The organism is Streptomyces sp. NPDC032198 (assembly GCF_040636975.1).
Lineage (GTDB): Bacteria > Actinomycetota > Actinomycetes > Streptomycetales > Streptomycetaceae > Streptomyces.
Window position 1 is genome coordinate 1 of record NZ_JBEZVL010000013.1, and the last position, 21,453, is coordinate 21,453.

Genomic DNA, 21,453 nt, shown 5'->3' on the forward strand with positions numbered 1-21,453 from the left:
CGCGATCAACTGCTCTTCGCCCCAGATCTCAGCCACCCAGGCAGGCTACCGGCGAGCAGCCTCCGTATCCATGATCACGATCTACGGCTGGAGTACTAACCGCTCTTCGCCCTCGACAATCCACGTTCAAGATCCGGGCCATACGCGGACCAGTATCCGTCAACTCCCCTACGAACTAAGCGTTTACCCTGGTCAGAAGCATATAATGGCTGTACCACCAGCAGACGAAGAACCTTCTGGTGTCGTACTCGCCGAAGAAGCTGGGCTTCTTCTAGCCGCAGAAGGAAGGCGCCTGACCAGGGGTTTCCCCGTCAGGCGCCCGTCCTTCCGCACTTCGGAGTCACCAGCCAGAATATGAAGCCAATCCCGATATCTCCCGTTCCTCTCCCACCTCTGACCAGCTGTTCCGGGGCATTTCCGGGCCAAGGTCTACCTGGGCGCGCCCTACGCACCGCTCTCCGGCTCGTGGGATGACTTGCCCGACCCGGACGGGCCGACGATGGCGAGCCGGTCCGCGGACCGGACCCGCAGGTTCGCCCCGTGCACCGCCACTACAGCCCTCGTGCCCCGGCCGAAGTTCAGGGCCGCGTCCCGGCAGTCGACGAGCACCTGGTCCCCAGTCGTCGTGGGCTTGTCGACCGGCATCCCGTGATCACGGGGCGACAACGTGGGCCTCCTGCTGTTGCGTGCCAGTGCGGAACGTGGACGTCTCGTGGGCCCTGCCGTCGTCCAGAGCGATCACCCGGTCGGCGATCCGGACGGCTTCGGCGCTGTGGGTGACGATCAGCACCGCGCAGCCCAGGGCGGCACGGTCGCGCAGCATTCGCAGGCTCAGGTGCTCGGTGCCGCCGTCGAGTTCGCCGGTCGGTTCGTCCGCCAGCAGGACAGCCGGGGAATTAGCCAGCGTGACGGCCAGCCCGGCGCGCGCCAGCTCGCCGCCCGACAGCTGCCGGGGCAGCGCGTGTGCCCGCCCCGCGACTCCCACCTCGGCCAGCAGGTCTTCTACGGACGCGGAGGGCCGGCCGCACACGGCGGCGTGAGTCCGGACTACGCGACCGGTGACCCGGTGGAGCTGCCGCCGCCTCCGGGCGGCGGGCGCCTGGGCCTGTATGACCCGCAGTTGCGGCTGCGCGCGGGCAGCGGCCCCCGGACCGGCGACAACACCGCCCGCCGAGCCCTGGCCGGCACGGTGAGCCGGTCGACAGCGGGCGGTGAACTCGTCGCCGCCGTCCCCGTCTCCCTCGACGAGCGGGACATCGGCGTCGTCCGCGTCTCCTCCGCCGTCCAGGACGTGCGCGTCCGCGTCCTGGACGGCTGGGCGATCCTGCTCGGTGTCGTCGTGCTGGCGCTGACCGTGGCCATCCTTGTGGCCCGTCGGCAGGCGCGGGCACTCGCCGCTCCCCTGGAGGACCTCTCACGGCACTACCGGGCCGTCACCGGCGGCGACCTGACCGCGCGGGCCGCTCCCAGCACCATCACCGAGATCGACCAGGTCGCCCGCACCCACAACGAGATGCTGGACAGCCTGGCCGAACTCCTGCGCCACGAAAGTAACTTCACCGCCAACGCCTCCCACCAGCTGCGCACCTCGCTGACCGGCCTCCAGCTCACCCTGGAGGCCGGACTCGCGCAGGACGACACCCGTCCCGTCCTGAAGGAGGCCCTGGACGCCACCCGCAGGCTGCACTACACCGTGGAGGAGGTCCTTCGACTGTCCGGCTCCGCGGGGCTGCCCCAGCCGGCCGCGCCGGACCGGCCGGTCGCCGGGCTGCTGCGAGAGACCGAGGAGCGGTGGCACGGCCCGTTCGCCCGCGACGGCAGACGCCTGGAGTGCGACACGGGCGAGGCGCCGGACGGCGTACGCGTCCCAGGCGGACCCGTCACCGAGATCCTCGGCGTACTGCTCGACAACACCCGCGTCCACGGACACGGCACAGTGCGCGTCACGGTCCGCGACCTCCACCACGCCCTCGCCCTCGACATCGCCGACGAGGGCACGTCAGACGGCGACTCCACGCGCCTGTTCGAGCGCGGACACACCGAAGGCGGGGCGGGAACGGGCGTCGACCTCGCGCTCGCCCGCGACCTCGCTGTCTCCCTCGGAGGGCGGCTCTCCCTGGCAAACCGCGCGCCGACCATGTTCACGCGGCTGCTCCCAGTACGGGCCGCAGGAGGACACGGGGCAGACGCCAGAAGCGAGTCGGACGGTCGCCGGGGCGATGCGGATCCTCAAGACGAGGCGGGGCAGGGCGGTGCGGGCGGGCGCTGAGGGCGAGCCATCCGTACGACCCTGTTCGCGGCCGTCTTCTGCAACAGCCCGTACGCGAGGACCGGCAGCAGCAGGTGCGGCTTGTCGGGCAGGGTCGTGGTGATCAGGACCGCGCCCGCGCTGCTGTTGTTCATCCCGCAGGCGAGGGTGAGCGAGGAGGCGGCCGGGGCGTCCAGACGCAGGACGCGCGCCGCGAGCCGTCCCACCGCGAAGGACAGCGCACAGACTACCGCCGCCACGACTGGTGCCGCGATCAGCAGCAGCGGGCGGGGACGAGCCAGGAAGGCCCCCAGGGCGCCGCTCGCGTTGACGTACGTCAGGACCACCGAGCCGGTCAGCGCCACGGGCACGACCCAGCGCAACGCACCCTCCAGCAGCCGCGTAGGCAGGGCGAGACGGCACGCGAGACCCGCCGCGCACGGCAGTACCACTCCCGTGAACGCGAAACCGTTGTTTATGGCCCGCCCGACCGTGCCCAGCACGTCCGCGTAGCCGCCGCTGAGCAGCGGAGCCAGCGCGCCCACCGTCACGGGGATGGTGAGCGGGCTGATCAGTGTCGAGGCGAGCACGAGACCCACCATGGTCGGCTGGTCGCCGTGCCCCTTGCCGGTCCAGACCGTCGCGCCCGCGGCCACCGGCATCGCGACGATCAGGATCATCGCGGTGACCAGACCGCTGCCGCCGTCGGTATCGGGCGAGTGGCGCAGCAGGTACGCGACCAGCGGGATGATCAGCAGCGGCGCCGCGAGATGCAGCACCAGCCCCGCCAGCAGGGCCCGGGGCCGCCGCAGCAGCTGTCCCAGCGCGCGCACCGGGACCTGCAGTCCGGCCGAGAACAGGACCAGCGAGAGCAGCAACGAGGCGGTTTGCAGGGGAAGTTCAGTCCCCGCCGGGGTATGCGCGTGGCGCAGCCACTGGCCCGGGCCGGGCAGCAGCACGGCGGCGAGATACGCGAGCGCGACGGTCCGTCCGAGGCGGCGCCGCAGCCAGTCCGTCACGTGTTCGGCATAGGCGCGGCCGTGGGAGTGGGAGTGGGGAATGGTCATGGCGGCGCGCTTCCGTCGTGGGGGCTGGGCTGGGACGGAGTGCCGGTATGACCGAGTGGGCCGTGTCGCTGTGCATGGCAGACATGTTCCCCGCGCGGGCCGGCGAGGGTGGGTGTTGCCGCGCGGCAGTCAGGATGCGTTCAGGTTCCCGGTGACACGGTCGGGCCTCATGACATCCGAAACGTCTGAGACAGCGGCGGTCCACAGTTCCGCTCCGACCGCCCCCGGCCACCGTCTGCGCTGGAACAAGGTGCCTGAAGTCACCCTGTACTTCTGGGTGATCAAGGTGCTGTGCACGACGGTCGGTGAGACCGCGGCCGACCTGCTGAACGAGAAGGCCGGACTGGGCCTGACCGGTGTGTCGCTGCTGATGAGCGTGCTCCTGGCGGTGGTCCTGGTCGTCCAGTTCCGCACGACCGCCTACCGCGCCGGCGTGTACTGGACGGCCGTGGTCCTGATCAGTGTCGTGGGCACCCTCATCAGCGACAACCTCACCGACAACATGGGCGTACCGCTCACGACCAGCACCACGGTGTTCGCCATCGCCCTCGCGATCGTGTTCGCCGCCTGGTACCGCAGCGAGCGGACACTGTCCATCCACAGCATCGACACCCTGCGCCGGGAGTCCTTCTACTGGCTGGCGGTGCTGTTCACCTTCGCGCTGGGCACCGCGGCGGGCGACCTGGTGGCCGAGCGCATGGCGCTGGGCTACTGGGTCTCCGCGGTCCTGTTCGCCCTCGCCATCGCCGCGGTCGCGGTAGCCCGCTTCGCGCTCGGGGCGAACGCGGTGTGGAGCTTCTGGATCGCCTACGTCCTGACCCGCCCGCTCGGCGCCTCGATGGGCGACTACCTGTCCCAGCCCACCGGCGACGACGGCCTGGGCCTGGGCACCGTGGTGACCAGCGTGCTGTTCCTCGCGGTCATCCTGGGCCTGGTGGTGTTCTTGGCGGTGACCCGCAAGGACGTCACCGAGTCGGAGCGCCTCGCCCGTACGGCGTGAGCGTCTCGACGGCGTTCAGGATGCGTTCAGATCAGCACTGACAGGGACGGACACCGACGCAACCGCCGCGCCGCGCGCGGTCGGCCCCACCGTCTAGCGGGGCGCTCGCCTTTGACGAGCGCCCCGCGCCCTGCACGAACAGGAGCACTCCCTCATGGAGAAGTCAGAACTTCTCACCGACCTGGATGTCGCCAGTACGACCAGGTCGGTGATGAAGAAGCTGCCCGAGGTCACCCTGGCCTTCTGGATCATGAAGATCGCCGCCACGACCCTGGGCGAGACGGCCGGTGATCTGTTCGCCCAGACCCTGAAACTCGGCTACTTCCTCACCACGATCGTCCTGTTCCTGGTCTTCGTGGTGACCTTGGTGATCCAACTCAGGTCCCGCCGCTACAACCCGTACTTCTACTGGACCGTCATCCTGTCCACCAGCATGGCCGGTACAACGATGTCCGACTTCATGAACCGCGACGCCAGCGCCAAGTTCCTCTCGAACGGTGCCACGTCGCTCGGCTGGGGGCCGCAGGGCCTGGGCCTTGGCTACCCCACCGGCGCCGCGATCCTGATCTCCATCCTGATCGCTGTCTTCGCGGTGTGGAAGCTGACCGGGATGACATTCGTCATCCGCGACATCGTCAGCTTCCGCGGCGAGGCCCTCTTCTGGACGGCGATCCTCGTCTCCAACACCCTCGGCACATCCATGGGCGACTTCCTCTCCGACAGCTCCGGCCTCGGCTACGCGGGCGGCGCACTGCTCGTCTCCGGGACACTCGCGGTGCTTCTCGTCCTGATGAAGGTGCCCGCGGTGCCGAACGTGCTGCTGTTCTGGTTCGCGTTCGTGCTGACCCGTCCCTTGGGCGCCACCGCGGGTGACTTCCTCACCAAGCCGGTCGCCAAGGGCGGCCTCGACCTCGGCACGGCGGGTTCGTCGGCCGTTCTGCTGGCCGTCCTGGTGGGCCTGATGGCGTATGCCCATGTAAAGGAGCGCCGGAGCGCCGCCTCGGGTCCGCGGACGATCGAGCAGCCGGAGGCCGTCACCCCGCGGGCAGTCTGACGGTGAACCGTGCCCCGGGCCTGTGTCCGGGGTCGTACGTCACCTCACCGCCGACGGAGCGGGCCAGGCGTCGCGCCAGCGACAGTCCCAGGCCCGCTCCGCCATGTCCGTCGTCGGGGTCCGCCCGCCGGCCGGGCTGGAAGAGCTGCGCGGCGAATGACTGGGGTACCCCGGGGCCGTCGTCGCCGACGTCGATGCGTACGGCGCCGGATTCGCGGCGAGCGGTGACCGTGACATGTGAGGCGGCGTACCGGACGGCGTTGGCAAGCAGCGGGCTGACGATGCGTTCGAGGAGGGCGGCCTGGACGCCGGCCTCCAGCGGGAGGCCGGCACCGCGCACGTCGACCGTCACATGGACCGGTGCCTCCAGGCTTGCGGCGAGGCGGTGCAGTGTCGCCATGACCTCGGCCGTGCCGGGGGCGGTGGTCCCCTGGCGGGCGTCGTCGAGCAGGGTGTCGCAGATGCTGCGCATGGACCGGGCGGCGTCGGCGATCACCTCATGGGTGGCCTCGGTGTCGGCGGCCGAGCGGGGACGGGCCTCCCACCAGTCGAGTTCGGCGATGATCCGGCTGAGCGGGGTGCGAAGCTCGTGCGACAACTCGCCGGTCAGCTGCTGCTCACGGCGCAGAACGGCGCGGATGCGGTCCAGCAGCGCGTCCAACGATGCGCCCAGGCGGGCGAGTTCGGTCGGACGCCGCACGGCACCGAAGCGTTCCTCGGAGGCGACGGCACTCCACTGGGTGGCCTGGTCGGTCATGGTGCCCACGGGACGCAGCGCGCGTCCGACCGCGAGACGTGTCAGTAGGTAGGTGCAGGCGAGCATGGTGGCGTCGAGACACAGCGATGCCAGGAGCAGGGTGGTGGCCGAACTCCGGTAGGGGGAGAGGTCCAGCGCGGTGACGACGGTCGCGGTGCTCTGACTGCCCGATACGGGCAGGCTGCACAGCCGGGCGGGGGCAGGTCCGTCGGCGGTCAGGCAGTGTGTGCCGCCCTGCCGTACGAGTGTGGCGGCGGCGCGGGCGAGGGCGCTGTGGGGTGTGGTGGACGGCGGCTGTTCGAGCAGCCGAGTGCCCGTGTAGATCCAGACGTTCGTGTCCAGGAGCCGGTCGTTGGCGGTCTCCAGGACGCGCACCGCGGGGCCGCTCGCGTCGATGGTGGTGGCGACGGCGGCGCCCCGGGTGTGCAGCTCGTCGTCGGCCTGGTGCTGCAGGCGGTGGCGGATGACGGTGTTGAAGGCGACGGTGAGGATCACCATCAGGAGGGTGGCGGCGGTCAGGGCCACCAGAGAGAGGCGGCCACGCAGGGTGCGCGGCACCAGGCGGGAGAACACGGAGCTCATGACAGGCGGTGGCCGATCCCTCGGGCGGTGGTGATCGTCAGGTCGCTGGCCGCCTCGCGCAGCTTGCGGCGCAGGCGGGTCACGTACTGGTCGAGGGTGTTGTCACTGACCTGGGCCCCCTCGGGCCAGCCTGCTCTGAGCAGTTCGCGTCGGCGCACGATGTTCCCGGCGCCGGTCATGAGCACCGCCAGGAGGCGGAATTCCGTCGGTGTGAGGTCGACCTGGGTGCCGCGCACGCTGACGCTGTGCCGGACGGCGTCCAGGACCAGGTCACCGACCGTGGCCGCGGGGAGGGGTGCGGCGCGTTTGACGGCCGCTCGCAGTCTGGCGGCGAGTTCGGCGAGGTGGAACGGCTTGGGCAGATAGTCGTCACCTCCGGCGGAGAACCCGGACAGCCGGTCGGTGAGCCGGTGACGGGCGGTCAGGAAGATGACCGGGGACAGGAACCCGTTCGCCCGCATCGCCTGGCACACGTCCCGTCCGTCCGCGTCGGGCAGCCCGACGTCCAGGACGGCCGCGGCGATGTCACCGCCGGCCAGCCGCAGGGCGGAGGCCCCGTCCGGGGCGGGCACGGGGTCGAAGTCCTCCTCGCGCAGACCGCGCAGCAGAACGTCACGCAGGGCGTGATCGTCCTCGACGACCAGGATCTTGTGGCGCATGGCCCTCCGTCGGCTTGGGGTCGGTGTCCGTCGTACCGGAGATGAACCCTTCGGGCAGCCACCAGGTGACGGCGCACAGGCACAACCCCAGCCAGCCGATGGCGAGCAGCCAGCCGCCGACGACGTCGGTGAACCAGTGCACACCGAGGTAGACGCGGGTCAGCCCGACCAGCGCGCCCCAGCAGCCGATCACAAGGGCGAGCAGGTTCCTGCCGCGTGGGGCGCGCACGTACACGGCGATGACGAGCAGTCCGGCGGTGAAGGCGGCCGTGGTGGTGTGGCCGGAGGGGAAGGCCCAACCCGAGGCATGCGTCGCCCAGTCCGTGCGGGGAGGGCGGGGCCGGGCGACGAGGGCCATCACGCCATACCGTGCCGCCTGCCCCGCCCCGAGGCAGACGAGACAGAGCGCGGCGGCGACGGACCGTTGGCGCAGAGTGCGACCGGCGATGATCCCCGCCAGCACCGCGAGGACGTACGGGATGCCCCCGGTGCCGCTGGCGGTCAGACCACCGGCCAAGTCCACCGCCACGTCCGGGCGGTGACCGACGGACCAGGACAACAGGTACCCGTCCCCGTACAGCGGCTTCTCATCGCCGATCACGAGCATGGACAGCACGCCGAACGCCGTCCACGCGCCAAGACCGATGCTGCCCGCCAGGTCGCGCAGGTCGCCGCGGGTCATGACGCCGACAGGAGCGGACGCAGCCGCGTGCCGGTGATCCATCGGACCAGGGGATCCGGATGGCGGCGCACCGCGACCATCGCGCATACCGCGACGAGGGCGCCCACGACGCCTCCGGCTGCGACGTCGTGCGGATAGTGCGCACCGACCCAGACCCGGGAGATCGCCATCGCGCAGGCCGCGGCGACCGCGACGGCGCCCAGCCGGCGGGAGACGAACCACAGGGCCATGGCGGCCGCGGCGGCGATGGCCGTGTGATTGCTGGGAAAGGACCAGTCGCCCGGAGCCGGACACGCCTCCAGCGTGATCACGCGCAGGCTCTGGCAGGGCCGGTCCTCACGTACCAGCAGCTTCAGCACGTCGTTCACCCCGTATGCGGCGACGACGCTCACCGGAACGGCGAGCGCGGTCACCGCGGCAGCAGGGCTCATCCGCCGGGCCCGCCACCAGGTCACGGCCATCAGCATGGCGAACACCGCAAGGCCGTAGGTCGACCAGGCCGCCACGACGTCGTCCAGCCAGCCGGGCGAGCGGTGGGCGAGGTCCACCACATCGGTGGACACAGAACCATCGATCGAGGAACCGTCGAAGGCGAGGATCATCCACGCGCCTCCTTGGTCTTGGCCGCGTGGCGGGAGCGGTACAGCTCGGCGGCGAGCGGAATCAAGGACCCGACCACGATCACGGCGACCATGGGCAGCAGATAGCGGTCCACATTGGGGATGGAGGAGCCCAGCGCGTACCCGCCCAGCGTCAGCCCCAGGCTCCACACGAGTCCGCCGACGACCTGCCACACGGTGAATGTCCGCGCCGGCACGCCCAGCGCGCCCGCCATCGGGTTGAGCACCGTGCGTACCACCGGCACGAACCGGGCCAGCACGATCGCTCTGGCGTGCCCGTACCGCTCCAGCAACTCCTCGGCCCGGTGCGCGCCTTCACGCAGGCGGACCGAGCGGCTGCGCGCCAGGAGGGCCCCGCCCGCCTTCCGGCCGAGCACATAGCCGCACTGCGCACCGGCAAGGGCGCCCACGACCGCGGCCACCAGCAGGGGAGCGAGTGACAGCTTGACCCCGTGCTGGCCGCTGCCGGTGCACAGCAGTCCCGCGGTGAACAGCAGCGAGTCGCCCGGCAGGAAGAAGCCGATCAGCAGCCCGGTTTCCGCGAACATCACGACGCCGACCCCCAGCACGCCGAAGGCGGCCAGCAGGGACTGCGCGCTCAGGACGTTCACCGCGAGCTGTGAGGCTGCGAACAAGGGTGCGGTCATCGACGCTGTCCCTCTCATACTGGATGGGTGGGGGCGCGCGAAGCGTCACCCGAGTGACTACAATTCTGTAGACGGTCTACTGAACTGTAGACGAAGATGGGGTGAGGATCGTTCCCATGACCGACGCGAAGGACGAGCGCCGGCCGGCCGGCGAGCTGGAAGCCGCCGTCATGGCCGCCCTGTGGGCCGCCGAAACGGCCCTGACTCCGGGGAAGGTGCAGGCCGAACTCGCCTCCGACCTGGCCCGAACGACCGTGACGACGATCCTCTCCCGCCTGTACGACAAGGGTGTCGTCGACCGCCGCCCGCAGGGGCGCGGCTATGCCTACTACCCCGTGCAGGACGCCCAGGGGCTCACCGCCCGGCGTATGCACACCGAGCTCGACCGCGACGCTGACAGGGAGACCGTCCTGGCCCGCTTCGTCGCCCAGCTTCATCCGGACGACGAAGAGCTTCTGCGCCAGCTGCTGGAGGGCGACGATTGATGACCGCCCTGCTGCTGATTCCGCTGCTGCTGCCCTTCGTGATGCCGCTGCTCGTCCGGCGAGCCCTCGACCGACTGGCCCCCGCCGTCGCGCTGTGGGCGCTCACCGCAGTTGCCCTGGTACTGGCGGGGGCCTGTGTGGCCGCCTTGGGCGCCCTCGTGCTGACCGGACTGCTCAAACTGCCGGCGTTGGCGGCGCTCGGTGAACTCGTCCACCCCCTGCGCACGCCGTCGGGCTACCTGGTCCTGCCCGCGGCCGCGATCGCCACCGGCCTGCTCACCATCGGAGCCTGGGCCCTCGCCCGCTCGGCCCTGCGCCAGACGCGCGCCTTCCGCACCGCCCGCGCCGAGGCCGACCGGCGGCCCGCCGCAGGCGACCTGTGCGTGGTCGACTCGCCGCACCCGGATGCGTACGCCCTGCCTGGGCGCCCGCACCGCATCGTCGTTACCACCGCCATGCTGCGCAGCCTCGGCCCGGCCGAGCGTGACGCCCTGTTTTCCCACGAGCGCGCCCACAACCGGAGTGGCCATCACTACTTCCTGGCCGCCGCCGAGCTCGCCGCCCACTGCCACCCCGCACTGCGCCCAGTCCGCACCGGCATCCGGCTGGCCGCGGAACGCGCCGCCGACGAAACCGCGGCCGCCGCCATGGGCGACCGCCGCCTGCTGGCCCGTGCCATCGCCCGCGCCGCACTCGCCGGGCAGACCGCGCGCTCCACCCGCCCGGACTTCGCCCCCGCCGCGACCGCCGGCCCTGTTCCGCGACGCGTCGCGGCGCTCCTCGCCGCTCCCGCGGGCCACACTCGGCGGTCGATGTGCGGGATCGCCCTCCTCCTCGCCGCCTGCGCGGCCCTGTCCGCCACCGCCGCGACGACCGGCGCAATCGCCTTCCACCATGAAGTCGAGATCGCTCAGGGCGAAGAACCCCGCTGACAGCTTCCCTCTCTGCAGCAGGGAGATGGCCTCGATAGGGTCGACCAGATTCAGCGCTAGGCCCGGCAAGAGTGCGGAGGACAGTCACGACCAGGCCGGCCAGCGGGGCGGAGTACCGCCAGACATACCGAGGCCAAGGTCCCGCCGCCCGCACTGCCCCCGAAAGCGCCGCGACGATGCGACGGGCGGCGAACGGGCCCAGGCTCGGTTCGAGCTCAAGTGCGATCTGCACCCTTCCGAGAGGACGGTCTTACCTACGCGGTCGAAGACGCGGCTGCGGTCCTCGGCAGTGATGCCAGGGCCCCGGTCGAGGACCGTGATGCGCTCGCGAAGGACGCTGATTTCGATAGGGCCGGTGCCGCCGGTGTCGAACTTGGCGGCGTTGTCCACCAGATTGGACACCGCCCGTTGCAGAGCCCCCGAGCGTCCCACGACGAGCGCGCTCTCCGCCTCGACCGTGATGGTGCGCGCGGTACGCCGACGGGCGATCGCCGCGACGTCCTCGGCGAGGTCGACCTCCCCAAACGGTTCGTCGTCCTGTGCCCCGGCCGCCAGCTCCACCAGCTCGTTGACGAGGTCGGTGAGCTCACGTGCCTCCCCGGACAGATCGGCGAACAGCTCCTCGCGTGCGGTGGAAGGCAGCTCCTCGATACGGGTGAGGAGCGCGATGTTCGTACGCAGTGAAGTGAGCGGGGTGCGCAGCTCGTGTCCAGCGTCCTGGACCAGGCGGCGTTGGTCTTCCACCGACTGGGCAAGGCGGTCGAGCATGCGGTCGAATGAGTGCCCCAGGCGGGCCACCTCGTCCCGCCCCGCGATGGGTACCTCGGCCTGGAGATTGCCGGTCTCGGCCACGCTCTGTGCGGCGGCGGTCAACCGCACCAGGCGCCTGGTGATCCGACGCGCCAGCCACCAGCCTGCGATTCCTGCCGCTCCGATCACCGCCGCGGCCAGCAGCGCGGTGCGCCGCTGCAATTCCTCCAAGAGGTCTTCGGTGTCGCTGAATTCCTGCGCGACCTGGACGGCGCCGCGTCCGCCACCGAGCGAGACGGTGGCCAGACGGTACTGGCCGTCCCCCAGCCCTACGCTCCTTCGGGCCGCTGCCCCCGCCTCCCGCAAGGAAGCGATCCGCTGCTCGGCGCCCTGGACCGGCAGAGTCGGGCTGCCGCGGTCGGTGATCCGGCCCCGTCCACGTGGATGCCGTCGGCCGAAGGCAACCGCTGCAACTACGTGAGCCAGTGGGTCGCCATCAAGACCCTGCGCCTGCCGAGAATGCCATCCATGCAGCTCAGGAGCGTCTGCGAAGGTGCGGCAGGATGTGCACTTGTGCTGCTGCGTCTTGCCTACTCGACCGTCACCAACCTGTTCGGCGCGCTGCGGTTGCTGCCGGTGAGCGACCGCGACAAGGTCACGGAGGTCCTCGCCCTGCGCCACCAGCTCCCGTCCTTGAGCGACAACTCGGCGCGGACCGGGTGAAGCTTGCTCCAAAAGACCGGGTGTTCCTTGCCGCTCTGCTGGTGCCATTACCCCGCAAGGTCCTGCGCCGATTGCGCCTACTGATCCGGCCGACACCGTGCTGCGCTGGCACCGCGACTTGATGAGGCAGCGCCATGCCCGCACGTGCCGGCCGAAGAAGCCCGGTCGACCACCGCGCCGGGCCGCCACCACCTGGGCCCACTTCCTGCGCTCCCAGGCCGACGCTCTCCTGGCCTGCGACTGCATCGAGACCGTGACTCTGACAGGGCAGCGCCAGTCCATCCTCGCGGTCATCGAGCACGCCACCCGCCGCATCCGGATCCTCGGCACCACTGCCCACCCCACCGCGGGCTGGGTGACCCAGGCCGCTCGCAACCTGACCACGGACCTCACGGACGCCGACACCACCTTCGTGTACCTGATCCGGGACCGGGACGCGAAATACCCAGCCGCCCTCTTCGACGAATCCCTGAGCAACGCCGGAATCCAGATCGTGCGCACCGGCGTCCAGATACCGCGCATGAACGTGATCATGGAACGCTGGGTCCAGACCTGCCGCCACGACCCTGGTATCGCGGGCGGGTAGCCACCCACCTAGCGGTCACCTCCAGCATCCGCTGGTGGGCACCGAGCTCGACGGCCGCCAGATTCAGCCGCCCATAGACGACGCTGGCCAGTTGGGCGACGCCGAGTCCGGCGCCGACTTCGCCGATGACGTTGGCCCTGGCCACGTGTACGCCAGTCATCTGCAAGGTGTCGACGCTGAATCCGTGCAGCCCGGTGCGGGCGACGACGCAGTGGGCGTCTGCGAGGGCCGCGTTGCCTACGAGGACCTTTTCCCGTCGAGCACGAAGTCCGTGCGGACACGACGGGCAGTGGCATTCATGCCCAGGATGTGGCTGCCCTGGTCGGGATCGGTTACGGCCCGATCCAGTAGACCCGGGCGGAAAGATCATCCGCCGTGATCTACTCGGTGGGGCGATCCACGAATACACGCAGATCGCATAGAGCGGCCGAGTATTGGGCACTCACAGTGAATTGCTGCGCAATGCTCGGCAATATTGAGCCACATTCGGTAACCCCAACCTCGTACGCAACATTCAGATTCCCTATTGCGACACCTTCCCCCCGGCTGTAGCTTGCGTTAAGAAAGGCGGGGGGCGCCATCAGCGACGTATCGCAAAGCGGAATGACCATCTCGCGCTCAGCCCATTTCGAGCCGCTCGAAATCAGCTTGAGCCGCCCATGGGGATGGAAAGTATTTATGCCGCATGCTTTCCGGATGCGTGGAGGAAGGGGGACAGAGTCGCGCATTCCCCGTTAATACGGATGCGAATGTGGGCTCGATGGGCCTGCCACCGACCTGCACCCTTCACCGGAACAGTGCACGGACACGCCCGGTTCCAATAGTTCCACTCCACCTGACCGGCGCACGCCGACCGCTGCCCGGAGCCGCTCAAAAGGAAACGGAAAGACAACGGAAAGACAATAGGAGTTGAGCCATGTCCGAATCCGCCGTCACATCCGATATGCGATCCCGTACGAACCGGCCTGCCGAATCTGTACAACCGCGGGAAAACGTCCAGACTTCTCTCGCGCCGGGAGCGGTCGACCCGCAGACGCTCGTACCGATCATGCTGACCTTCATGCTCCGGAACATCGCGAGTAACGGCTTCACCTTCCGCGATCCGACCGCTCCGGGCGACTACTCCCGCGACTCGAAGCCGGGCTGTGTCATCGCCGCCCCGTCGTTCCCGCTCCAGACTCCCGGCATCGACCAGGACTACGTCTTCAACTGGGTGCGCGACGGGGCCATCACGGCCATGGAGGTGGCCAGGTCCGGTATACCCGCCGGCCCGGACGGGACGGTGGCGACGCTCAACGACTACGTGCAGTTCGCCGACCTGTGCTACTCCAACGCCCGGCCGACCAAGGGCCACGCCTGCTTCCGGCTCGACGGCGAGTCCCGCCCCTGGACCGAGCAGAACGATGGCCCCGCCCTGCAGTCGATCACCATCCTGGCCGCCTACGACCAGCTCGACATCGGCACCCAGAAGCAGGCGGTCGGCCTGGTGAACTCCAACACGGCCTTCCTCCTCGACGTGTACAAGCAGGCCACCACCAACTTGTGGGAGGAGCACAACGGGCTCACCTTCTTCGCCCGCGCCGCCCAGCTGCGCTGCTTCGAGGAGATCCAGGGCACGAAGATCGTCGGCATCAACAAGCCGACGGGGCTGAAGCCCGCCATGAAGTGGCTGCGCGAGGCCCTCGAGGGCCACTGGGACGGCGCCAAGTACGTGAGCATGATGGCCGACCCCGGCGGCGGGGCCCAGCCGTCGCCGCAGCACCCGATCGGCGACGGTTACGACCCGAACATCGACATCGTCCAAGCGGCCCTCTACGGCGCGGTGTCTTTCACCGACACCAAGCTCCTCGCCACGGCGGCCCAGCTGCGCTCGCAGTGGGAGGAGGGCGGCGCCGCCTTCTACCCGGTCAACCGGACTGACCGCGAACAGCACGGTATCGGGCCGCTGTTCGGCCGCTATCCGGGCGACACCTACGACGGTGACACCTCGGACGCCAACTTCGTCGGCCACCCCTGGGCCCTGTCCACGTGCAATGTCGCCGAGCTGCACTACAAGCTGGCCGCAGAGATCAAGTCGGCCGGGACGATCCCGCTGGACGACCTGTCCGCGCCCTTCTTCGCCCAGTCGCGCATCGACGCGTCGACGACTCCGCAGGCAGCCGCCGAGGCCCTGGTGGCCACCGGTGACGACATGATGCAGGCCGTCATCTACCACAGCGACCACCTGGAGCTCTCCGAGCAGTTCGACAGCACCACCGGCTACGAGCGCAGCGTGCGCAACCTGACGTGGAGCTATGCCGCGTACCTGTCCGCCATGCGCGCTCGCGCCGAGGCGGTGTGACAGCCCCGTGTACGAGAAATTCCCCATCGGGGCGACGCACAGCACCGACCCCGCGGCGACGGCCGAGGTCCTCTACGACGCCGTCGTCGTGGGCGGCGGGATCTCCGGCGCCCTCATCGCCTCCCGTCTGAGCGAAGCCGGCAAGAGGGTGCTGCTGCTCGAAGCGGGCCCGGCCGAGGACTTCACCCTGCGGTCGTACGAGAAGTACCTCGACCGCTTCTACTCGACCACGAACAAGGACAACCAGTCCCCCTACCCGGCCGTCACCAACGCCCCGATGCCGCGCGGCACCGACGCACGCCGCATCGTCCCCGGCACGCCCGACGCCTCGTCGTACATCGTGCAGAGCGGACCCTTCGCCACCGACACCACGTACACGAGGGTGCTTGGCGGGACCACCATGCACTGGGAGGGCAAGACGCTACGGATGCTCCCGGAGGACTTCCGGATGCACACGCTGCACGGCGAGGGGAGGGACTGGCCGCTCGGGTACGACGACCTCGCCCCGTACTACAACGAGGCGGAACGCGAGATCGGCGTCTCCGCCGACGTGGCGGACCAGGCGTACCTCGGGATGACCTTCGACAAGGACTACGTGTTCCCGATGAAGGGGATTCCGCTGTCGTACCTGGACCGGATGGTCGCCAGGGACCTCGACGGGATGGCAGTGCAACTCGGCGACGACCAAAAGGAATTGAAGGTCCGGCCATTCCCCCAGGGGCGTAACGGGATACCCAACCCGGCCTACGACGGCGGGAAGGGTTACGTACCGCAGGGGGCGGTCAGCACCTACCAGGTCGAGGTCGGCGAGCGCTGCCAGGGCAACAACAACTGCGTGCCCATCTGCCCGGTGCAGGCCAAGTACAACGCCGGCAAGACCCTCGCCGTCGCTCTGCGGACCGGCCGGGTCGACCTGGTCGCCCAGGCCGTGGCCCACAAGGTGCACATCGACGAGCAGACCGGCCGGGTCACCGAGATCGAGTACCGCCGCTACGACTCCCCCGACCACCCCGGTTTCACCACCCTGAAGGCGCGCGGACGGCTGTTCGTCCTGGCCGCCAACGCGGTGGAGAACCCCCGGCTGATGCTGGCCTCCGGGCTGCGCGGTTCCAGCGGCCTGATGGGGCGCAACTTCATGGACCACGCATACCTGCTCGCGTGGGCCCTGCTGCCCGAGGTGGCCGGCACCTTCCGCGGCACCGTCTGCACCGGTGGCATCACCGATCTGCGCGGCGGCCGGTTCCGCAGCCGCCAGGCCGCGTTCAGCGTCGACATCCACAACGACGGCTGGGGCTGGGCCCGCGGCGCGCCGATGAGCGACCTGGTCGACCTGGTGGACTCCGGCGGCCGCTACGGCGAGTCGCTGCGCCAGGGCCTGGTGGACCGGGTCTCGCGTCAGCTGCAGCTGGCGTTCATGGTCGAGGTCCCGGCGAATCCCAGCAACCGCGTCACCGTGGACCCCGCCTACACCGACCAGTTGGGCAACATGCGGCCGATCCTCACCTACGACATCCCCGAGTACACGATGCGCGGGGTGGCGTACGCCCGGCAGCTGTCGAAGCGGATCTTCGCCCGGCTCGGCGCCGAGGACCACACCGTCTACGACCCCGCTTTCTGGGGCTACGCCGTCCACGATGGTGAGGGTTACGAGATCCGAGGCGGAAACCACCTGGCGGGCACCCATGTGATGGGCTCCGACCCGGCGGCCTCGGTGGTGGACGCGGACCAGCGGTCCTGGGACCACAAGAACCTGTACCTGGTCGGCGGGGGCAGCATGCCCACCGTGGGCACGTCCAACGTGACGCTCACCGTCGCCGCCCTGTGTCTGCGCAGTGCCCGCGCCATGCTGACGCAGCTCGACTCCGAAAACGGTGCGATCAACGTCGCCGCCCAACGCCGATCTCAGGAGGAGGTGGCCCGGTGACCGCGTCGACCATCGACAACCGTGACGAGCTGATCGCATATCTGCAAGCGGCGATGGCGCTGGAGCACGCGACGATACCGCCGTACCTGACCGCGTACTACTCCATCAAGTCCACCACCAACTCGGACGCCGCCCACATCATCCGGGTGGTCGCGGTGGAGGAGATGCTGCACCTGACGCTGGTCGCCAACGTCCTCAATGCCGTCGGCGGGCAGCCCGACCTGACCCGCCCCGGCTTCGTACCGTCCTATCCGGCCTATCTCCCGGACGGGGAGGAGGACTTCACCGTCGACCTGCGACCGCTGTCGCCGGAGGCGGTGGAGACGTTCTGCATGATCGAGCGGCCGCGCCGGGCGCCCGACGCCGATCGGCTGCTCGCGCTGCCCGACAGCGGGGGGCCGCAGCTCGTCTCCAGCCCGACCGCCGAGAAAATGCGCTTCTACAGCATCGGCGAGTTCTACGCGGAGATCATCGAAGGGCTGGAGAAGGTGGCGGCCGCCGAGCCGGGGAAGCTCTTCTGCGGAGACCCGGCACGCCAGGTGAATTCCGAGTACTTCTACTCCGGCGGCGGGGACGTCATCGTCGTGACCGACCTGGAGTCGGCCTGCCGGGCTCTGAACTTCATCGCCGACCAGGGTGAAGGCCTCGACTCGGGCATCTATGACACGGCCGGGGAGCTGGCCCACTACTACCGGTTCCGGCAGCTGCAGCTGGGCCGTTACTACGAGGTGGGCGACAAGCCCGACGCGCCGTCGGGGGCACCGCTGAGCGTGGACTGGGACGAGGTGTTCCCGGTGAAGGTGAGCGCCCGGCTCGGCGACTACCCGAAGGGTTCGGAACTCGCCGCCGCGGCACAGGGGTTCAACGCCGAGTATGGCGGCTTCCTCGCCCTGCTCACCCAGGCGTTCAACGGGAGGCCAGAGCTGCTGGAGGAGGGCGTCCGTGCCATGTTCCGCCTCCGCGACGGCTTCAACCGGCTGATCTGCAACCCGCTGCCGGGCAGCGGCGGCAGGCACGCGGGGCCCACCTTCGAGATCCCGGCGGTGACACCATGACCGGCCCGTCGCTCCAGGACTTCCTCTCCCTGTCGGTCGACCTCACCGCCTTCGAGGAGACCGCTCTGCTCGGCACCGGCATGGCCGAGAAGTACCTGGCGAAGGTGCGGGCCGCCTGCGGTGACGAGGCCGTCGTCGCTCTCCTGGACGCGCACCGGTCCGCCCGGAGCGACGCCGGAGGACAGCAGCGCACCGCTCTCGACCGTGACGTGTTCGACCGGGCCCTGCGCCACCGGATCTTCGGCGACGACCGACTCGGCCCGGTCGCCCGCAATGTGATCAAACTCTGGTTCGCCGGGACGTGGTACGCGCTGCCGCGCGAGTGGACCGACCGCTACGGAGCCCGTGCGGCGGGCGAGACCTCCACGGTCACCGCCGCCTCCTACCAGGAGGGACTCCTTTGGCGGGCCATCGGCGCCAACCCTCCCGGCGCCAAGGCGCCCGGCTACGGCTCCTGGACCCAGCCACCCCGCATCGAGGACCGCTATCTGAAGGGAGCCACGAAATGACGGATCTCACCGACCGCCTCGGCCCGGACAAAGTGAAGCTCGGCGTCTGCTGCACCCTGTGGTGGAACGACGACTTCCCGGCCATCGACGCCGGCATCCCCTTCGGGCAGGCCGTGAGCGAGATGGCGCTCGCCGGCTTCCAGGGCTGCAGCATCGGCCACAAGTACCCCTCGGACGCCGCCGAGTTGAAGGCCGCCCTCGATCTGCGCGGCCTGGAGATCTCCGAGCCGTGGACGAGTACGTACTTCACGATCTCCAAGATGCGGCACAGGACGATCGCCGCCTTCGAGGCGACGCTGGAGCATCTGAGGGCCCTGGGCGGGTCCGAGCTGGTCGTGGCCGAGTTCGGCGCCTCGTCGCATCTGCTGCCGGTCGACGTGTTCGCCAACCGCCCGCAGTTCACCACCGCCCAGTGGGACGCCCTGACATCGGGCCTGGACGAGCTCGGAAAGATCGCGACCTCGGCCGGGATGCGACTCAGCTACCACCACCACATGGGCACCGGCGTCCAGACCCGTGCCGACATCGACCGGCTCCTGGCCTCCACGGACCCCGCCCTGGTCCACCTCCTCCTGGACACCGCCCACCTCACCTTCGCCGGCGACGACCCTCTCGACCTGGCCAGGGCGCACGCCGACCGCATCGGCCACGTCCACATGAAGGACATCCGGCCCGCGATCGTCAGCCGGGTGCGCGAGGAAGGACTGTCCTTCCAGGAGGCCGTCGAGCTCGGCGTCTTCACCGTGCCCGGCGACGGCTCGATCGACTTCCGTCCCATCCTCGGCGTACTGGCCGACGCCGGGTACGAGGGCTGGCTGGTGGTGGAGGCCGAGCAGGACCCCAACAAGGCGATCCCGCTCGAGTACGCCAAGAAGGCCCGCTCCTACCTCGCCGACGTACTGGGCTGGTGACGAACGATGAACGACGTGACCCTGGCGCGGGGACTCACACCGCACCTCGACCGGGACGTGTACTTCAGCTTCTTCATGTTCACGGCCGATCTGCGCCCGCAGGACTCCCGCTACACCCAGACGCTGATCAACCATCTGAAGGCCCTCACCGAGATGGGCTACGCCGGCTTCGACGTACACATCGCCGCCCAACCCGAAACCGTCGACCACAAGCTCGAACTCGACGGCTACATCGGCCTGCGCAAGGCCTTCGACCAGGCGGGCCTGCGGGAGGCCAGGTTCACCACCAACGTCGGTACCACACGGACCTTCGACCCGACCTCGCCCTACGCGGAACAACGCGCACAGGCACTCTCGTACCTGAAATCGCGCGTCGACATCACCCGTGCCCTGAGCGGCGGCGGCGACACGATCATGTCGGGCCCGTTCCTCTACCCCTACGGCGTCTTCCCTCTCACGGACGACGGCGAGCCGCTGTGGAGCGACGCCCTCCAGGAGTGGATCAAGCCACGCTTCCAGGCGGCCCGCGGCGTCTTCGAGGAGCTGTCGGAGTACGCCGCGGCCCGCGAGGTGAAGCTCGCCATCGAGCCCGTGAAGAGCTGGGAGACTCCCCCGCCCAACATGGTCTCGGAGGTCCTCGACTTCCTTGAGAAGCTCGAACACCGGCAGGGCGGCGTGACGGTCGACACCGCGCAGGTCCTGATGGAGAGCCAGGGCCCTTCGGTCTTCCGGAACAACATCGCGCGCGCCGTACGGCAGAACCGGCTGCATTACGTCCATATCTCGGCGCCGGACCGGGGCGCGGTGAAGGACAGCTGGATCCCGTGGGACGTCGTACGCAGCCAGATCGAGCCGGTGTACCACGGGCCGTATCTGATCGAGGTGTTCAACGCGATTCCGCCGTTCGTCAGTTCCATGCGGATGGCCCGCAGGCGCTTCTGGCGGCCCGGTGAGGACGACCCGGTGCGGGGTGCGGACAGCGCGTACGACGTCGCGAGGGCGGCGCTCGAAGAACTGCACACGCGGATCGCCACGTAACCCCGTCTCTGTCTTCTGCCCCGCCCCGTATCCGTATCAGGGAGGTCCTGGATGCCGGCTCAGCTGTCGGACCCCATCGTCATGGTCGTGAAGCAGGCGGGCGACGTCCGCGTGCACACCTTCGTCTCCTCGTTCGGCGACGGCCACATCGCGAACGCGACGCACATCGTCGAGTCCAGGAACTCCCTCGTACTCGTCGACGGACAGTTCCTCGCCCCGTACGCACGGCAGTTCCGGGCGTACGCGGACAGCCTGCGCAAACCGATCGACCGGCTTTACCTCTCCCACCGGCACCCCGACCACTGGTTCGGCCTCGGCGCCGCGTTCCGTGACGTCACGGTCTACGCCCTCTCCGAGACCATGTCCTTCATCCATGAAAACGGGGAGGACTCTCTCGCCGACCACTGGAAGCTCGGCGGCCTCCTTTCGGAGCACGTCGTCGTCCCCAAGCAGGTCGCCAGTCCGGGAGAGGAGACGATCGACGGGGTGGCTTACGTCCTGGACCGGGTGACGGACACCGAGACCGACTTCCACCTCACCCTCGGACTTCCGGAACTGGGCGTGTACTTCGCCCAGGACCTCCTCTACAGCGGCACCCATCTGTATCTGACCTCGCAGCTGGGCCGCTGGATCCGGGTGCTTCAGGACCTCCTTGTCTCGGAGTACGAGCTCTTCCTGCCGGGCCACGGCCTGCCCGCCGACAAGAACGAGGTCGCCCGGAACATCGAGTACCTGGAGGCCGCCCGGCAGGCCGCCGGCGAGGGCCTCACGGGCACCGCCTTCAAGGACTTCATGCTGCATCGGTATCCGGAGCGCAAGTGCCCGGCCATCTTCGACATCTACCTGCCCCGACTGTTCGGCGGTGCACGCGAGTACTGACCAC

At 69.5% G+C, this 21,453-nt stretch carries 23 protein-coding genes and 1 pseudogene; 15 read left to right on the top strand and 9 right to left on the bottom strand.

Annotation, left to right across the window (positions count from 1 at the left end; all coding sequences use genetic code 11):
* Positions 1-444: 444 nt before the first annotated feature.
* Together AB0E78_RS30645 and AB0E78_RS30650 are read right to left on the bottom strand one after the other, a co-directional pair.
* The gene (locus AB0E78_RS30645) at positions 445-666 is read right to left on the bottom strand and encodes a hypothetical protein (RefSeq protein WP_361839222.1); all 222 of its coding nucleotides are present in this window, start codon (positions 664-666) and stop codon (positions 445-447) included.
* The gene (locus tag AB0E78_RS30650; RefSeq protein ID WP_361839225.1) at positions 653-1,030 is read right to left on the bottom strand and encodes an ATP-binding cassette domain-containing protein; all 378 of its coding nucleotides are present in this window, start codon (positions 1,028-1,030) and stop codon (positions 653-655) included. Before AB0E78_RS30650 ends, AB0E78_RS30645 begins: the two co-directional genes overlap by 14 nt.
* A 6-nt stretch (positions 1,031-1,036) precedes the next feature.
* Between AB0E78_RS30650 and AB0E78_RS30655 the strand changes: the two genes are divergently transcribed.
* A complete protein-coding gene (locus AB0E78_RS30655) occupies positions 1,037-2,269 on the top strand; it encodes a HAMP domain-containing sensor histidine kinase (RefSeq protein ID WP_361839227.1) in 1,233 nt (410 codons plus the stop codon).
* On the opposite strand, the gene AB0E78_RS30660 is transcribed toward AB0E78_RS30655, so the two are convergent.
* Positions 2,230-3,315, bottom strand: coding sequence for a sodium-dependent transporter (locus tag AB0E78_RS30660; protein WP_361839230.1), 1,086 nt, complete (start codon positions 3,313-3,315; stop codon positions 2,230-2,232). The genes AB0E78_RS30655 and AB0E78_RS30660 overlap by 40 nt on opposite strands.
* 169 nt (positions 3,316-3,484) lie before the next feature.
* Here AB0E78_RS30660 and AB0E78_RS30665 point away from each other — a divergent pair, with 169 nt between their 5' ends.
* Both AB0E78_RS30665 and AB0E78_RS30670 read left to right on the top strand, forming a co-directional pair.
* Complete coding sequence (locus tag AB0E78_RS30665; RefSeq protein ID WP_361839233.1) at positions 3,485-4,315, top strand: hypothetical protein; 831 nt, start codon at positions 3,485-3,487, stop codon at positions 4,313-4,315.
* Positions 4,316-4,469: 154 nt separating this feature from the next.
* The gene (locus AB0E78_RS30670; protein WP_361839235.1) at positions 4,470-5,369 is read left to right on the top strand and encodes a hypothetical protein; all 900 of its coding nucleotides are present in this window, start codon (positions 4,470-4,472) and stop codon (positions 5,367-5,369) included.
* Here the strand turns inward: AB0E78_RS30670 and AB0E78_RS30675 are convergent.
* The 5 genes from AB0E78_RS30675 to AB0E78_RS30695 are packed head-to-tail and all read right to left on the bottom strand — an operon-like array spanning position 5,350 to position 9,316.
* Positions 5,350-6,708, bottom strand: coding sequence for a HAMP domain-containing sensor histidine kinase (locus AB0E78_RS30675; RefSeq protein WP_361839238.1), 1,359 nt, complete (start codon positions 6,706-6,708; stop codon positions 5,350-5,352). The two genes, AB0E78_RS30670 and AB0E78_RS30675, sit on opposite strands and share 20 nt — an antisense overlap.
* Positions 6,705-7,367 carry a response regulator transcription factor gene (locus AB0E78_RS30680; protein WP_361839240.1) on the bottom strand — a complete coding sequence of 221 codons (663 nt, stop codon included), beginning with the start codon at positions 7,365-7,367 and terminating at the stop codon, positions 6,705-6,707. The genes AB0E78_RS30675 and AB0E78_RS30680 overlap by 4 nt, the downstream gene beginning before the upstream one ends.
* Positions 7,321-8,049: a phosphatase PAP2 family protein gene (locus tag AB0E78_RS30685; RefSeq protein WP_361839243.1), complete on the bottom strand. Its 729-nt coding sequence runs from the start codon at positions 8,047-8,049 to the stop codon at positions 7,321-7,323. Before AB0E78_RS30685 ends, AB0E78_RS30680 begins: the two co-directional genes overlap by 47 nt.
* Positions 8,046-8,651, bottom strand: a complete 606-nt coding sequence (locus AB0E78_RS30690) for a phosphatase PAP2 family protein (RefSeq protein ID WP_361839246.1) — start codon at positions 8,649-8,651, stop codon at positions 8,046-8,048. Before AB0E78_RS30690 ends, AB0E78_RS30685 begins: the two co-directional genes overlap by 4 nt.
* On the bottom strand, positions 8,648-9,316 hold the full coding sequence (locus AB0E78_RS30695; RefSeq protein WP_361839249.1) for a DedA family protein: 669 nt from the start codon (positions 9,314-9,316) through the stop codon (positions 8,648-8,650). The genes AB0E78_RS30690 and AB0E78_RS30695 overlap by 4 nt, the downstream gene beginning before the upstream one ends.
* Positions 9,317-9,432: 116 nt before the next feature.
* On the opposite strand from AB0E78_RS30695, the gene AB0E78_RS30700 reads away from it, so the two are divergent.
* Together AB0E78_RS30700 and AB0E78_RS30705 are read left to right on the top strand one after the other, a co-directional pair.
* Complete coding sequence (locus AB0E78_RS30700) at positions 9,433-9,801, top strand: BlaI/MecI/CopY family transcriptional regulator (protein ID WP_361839252.1); 369 nt, start codon at positions 9,433-9,435, stop codon at positions 9,799-9,801.
* A complete protein-coding gene (locus AB0E78_RS30705; protein WP_361839255.1) occupies positions 9,801-10,733 on the top strand; it encodes a M48 family metalloprotease in 933 nt (310 codons plus the stop codon). Before AB0E78_RS30700 ends, AB0E78_RS30705 begins: the two co-directional genes overlap by 1 nt.
* A gap of 258 nt (positions 10,734-10,991) precedes the next feature.
* On the opposite strand, the pseudogene AB0E78_RS30710 reads toward AB0E78_RS30705, so the two are convergent.
* Positions 10,992-11,915 (bottom strand): annotated as a pseudogene (locus tag AB0E78_RS30710) (HAMP domain-containing sensor histidine kinase); the annotation flags it as partial.
* Between the two features lie 96 nt (positions 11,916-12,011).
* Here AB0E78_RS30710 and AB0E78_RS30715 point away from each other — a divergent pair.
* From AB0E78_RS30715 to AB0E78_RS30760, 10 genes are all read left to right on the top strand, one after another.
* The gene (locus tag AB0E78_RS30715) at positions 12,012-12,206 is read left to right on the top strand and encodes a hypothetical protein (RefSeq protein ID WP_361839871.1); all 195 of its coding nucleotides are present in this window, start codon (positions 12,012-12,014) and stop codon (positions 12,204-12,206) included.
* A 121-nt stretch (positions 12,207-12,327) separates the two neighbouring features.
* The gene (locus AB0E78_RS30720; protein ID WP_361839258.1) at positions 12,328-12,792 is read left to right on the top strand and encodes a hypothetical protein; all 465 of its coding nucleotides are present in this window, start codon (positions 12,328-12,330) and stop codon (positions 12,790-12,792) included.
* A gap of 34 nt (positions 12,793-12,826) precedes the next feature.
* The gene (locus tag AB0E78_RS30725; RefSeq protein WP_361839261.1) at positions 12,827-13,171 is read left to right on the top strand and encodes a hypothetical protein; all 345 of its coding nucleotides are present in this window, start codon (positions 12,827-12,829) and stop codon (positions 13,169-13,171) included.
* 681 nt (positions 13,172-13,852) lie between these two features.
* Positions 13,853-15,133, top strand: a complete 1,281-nt coding sequence (locus AB0E78_RS30730; protein ID WP_361839263.1) for a glycoside hydrolase family 15 protein — start codon at positions 13,853-13,855, stop codon at positions 15,131-15,133.
* A gap of 7 nt (positions 15,134-15,140) precedes the next feature.
* The gene (locus AB0E78_RS30735; protein WP_361839265.1) at positions 15,141-17,057 is read left to right on the top strand and encodes a GMC family oxidoreductase; all 1,917 of its coding nucleotides are present in this window, start codon (positions 15,141-15,143) and stop codon (positions 17,055-17,057) included.
* Entirely contained in the window at positions 17,054-18,112 is a 1,059-nt protein-coding gene (locus AB0E78_RS30740) for a ferritin-like protein (protein WP_361839268.1), read from the top strand. Before AB0E78_RS30735 ends, AB0E78_RS30740 begins: the two co-directional genes overlap by 4 nt.
* Positions 18,109-18,621, top strand: coding sequence for a hypothetical protein (locus AB0E78_RS30745; RefSeq protein ID WP_361839271.1), 513 nt, complete (start codon positions 18,109-18,111; stop codon positions 18,619-18,621). Before AB0E78_RS30740 ends, AB0E78_RS30745 begins: the two co-directional genes overlap by 4 nt.
* Positions 18,618-19,532, top strand: coding sequence for a myo-inosose-2 dehydratase (gene iolE, locus AB0E78_RS30750; protein ID WP_361839274.1), 915 nt, complete (start codon positions 18,618-18,620; stop codon positions 19,530-19,532). Before AB0E78_RS30745 ends, iolE begins: the two co-directional genes overlap by 4 nt.
* A gap of 6 nt (positions 19,533-19,538) precedes the next feature.
* Positions 19,539-20,570, top strand: a complete 1,032-nt coding sequence (locus AB0E78_RS30755; protein WP_361839277.1) for a TIM barrel protein — start codon at positions 19,539-19,541, stop codon at positions 20,568-20,570.
* Positions 20,571-20,621: 51 nt separating this feature from the next.
* Complete coding sequence (locus tag AB0E78_RS30760; RefSeq protein ID WP_361839280.1) at positions 20,622-21,449, top strand: MBL fold metallo-hydrolase; 828 nt, start codon at positions 20,622-20,624, stop codon at positions 21,447-21,449.
* Positions 21,450-21,453 lie beyond the last annotated feature (4 nt).

Excerpts from the sequence above, each read along its gene's own strand:
- AB0E78_RS30680 (WP_361839240.1), bottom strand. The coding sequence starts at position 7,367 with ATGCGCCACAAGATCCTGGTCGTCGAGGACGATCACGCCCTGCGTGAC.
- AB0E78_RS30730 (WP_361839263.1), top strand. The coding sequence starts at position 13,853 with ATGCTCCGGAACATCGCGAGTAACGGCTTCACCTTCCGCGATCCGACC.
- AB0E78_RS30685 (WP_361839243.1), bottom strand. The coding sequence starts at position 8,049 with ATGACCCGCGGCGACCTGCGCGACCTGGCGGGCAGCATCGGTCTTGGC.
- AB0E78_RS30690 (WP_361839246.1), bottom strand. The coding sequence starts at position 8,651 with ATGATCCTCGCCTTCGACGGTTCCTCGATCGATGGTTCTGTGTCCACC.
- AB0E78_RS30720 (WP_361839258.1), top strand. The coding sequence starts at position 12,328 with ATGAGGCAGCGCCATGCCCGCACGTGCCGGCCGAAGAAGCCCGGTCGA.
- iolE (WP_361839274.1), top strand. The coding sequence starts at position 18,618 with ATGACGGATCTCACCGACCGCCTCGGCCCGGACAAAGTGAAGCTCGGC.
- AB0E78_RS30705 (WP_361839255.1), top strand. The coding sequence starts at position 9,801 with ATGACCGCCCTGCTGCTGATTCCGCTGCTGCTGCCCTTCGTGATGCCG.
- AB0E78_RS30700 (WP_361839252.1), top strand. The coding sequence starts at position 9,433 with ATGACCGACGCGAAGGACGAGCGCCGGCCGGCCGGCGAGCTGGAAGCC.
- AB0E78_RS30675 (WP_361839238.1), bottom strand. The coding sequence starts at position 6,708 with ATGAGCTCCGTGTTCTCCCGCCTGGTGCCGCGCACCCTGCGTGGCCGC.
- AB0E78_RS30760 (WP_361839280.1), top strand. The coding sequence starts at position 20,622 with ATGCCGGCTCAGCTGTCGGACCCCATCGTCATGGTCGTGAAGCAGGCG.
- AB0E78_RS30660 (WP_361839230.1), bottom strand. The coding sequence starts at position 3,315 with ATGACCATTCCCCACTCCCACTCCCACGGCCGCGCCTATGCCGAACAC.
- AB0E78_RS30665 (WP_361839233.1), top strand. The coding sequence starts at position 3,485 with ATGACATCCGAAACGTCTGAGACAGCGGCGGTCCACAGTTCCGCTCCG.
- AB0E78_RS30695 (WP_361839249.1), bottom strand. The coding sequence starts at position 9,316 with ATGACCGCACCCTTGTTCGCAGCCTCACAGCTCGCGGTGAACGTCCTG.
- AB0E78_RS30755 (WP_361839277.1), top strand. The coding sequence starts at position 19,539 with ATGAACGACGTGACCCTGGCGCGGGGACTCACACCGCACCTCGACCGG.
- AB0E78_RS30745 (WP_361839271.1), top strand. The coding sequence starts at position 18,109 with ATGACCGGCCCGTCGCTCCAGGACTTCCTCTCCCTGTCGGTCGACCTC.
- AB0E78_RS30670 (WP_361839235.1), top strand. The coding sequence starts at position 4,470 with ATGGAGAAGTCAGAACTTCTCACCGACCTGGATGTCGCCAGTACGACC.
- AB0E78_RS30715 (WP_361839871.1), top strand. The coding sequence starts at position 12,012 with ATGCAGCTCAGGAGCGTCTGCGAAGGTGCGGCAGGATGTGCACTTGTG.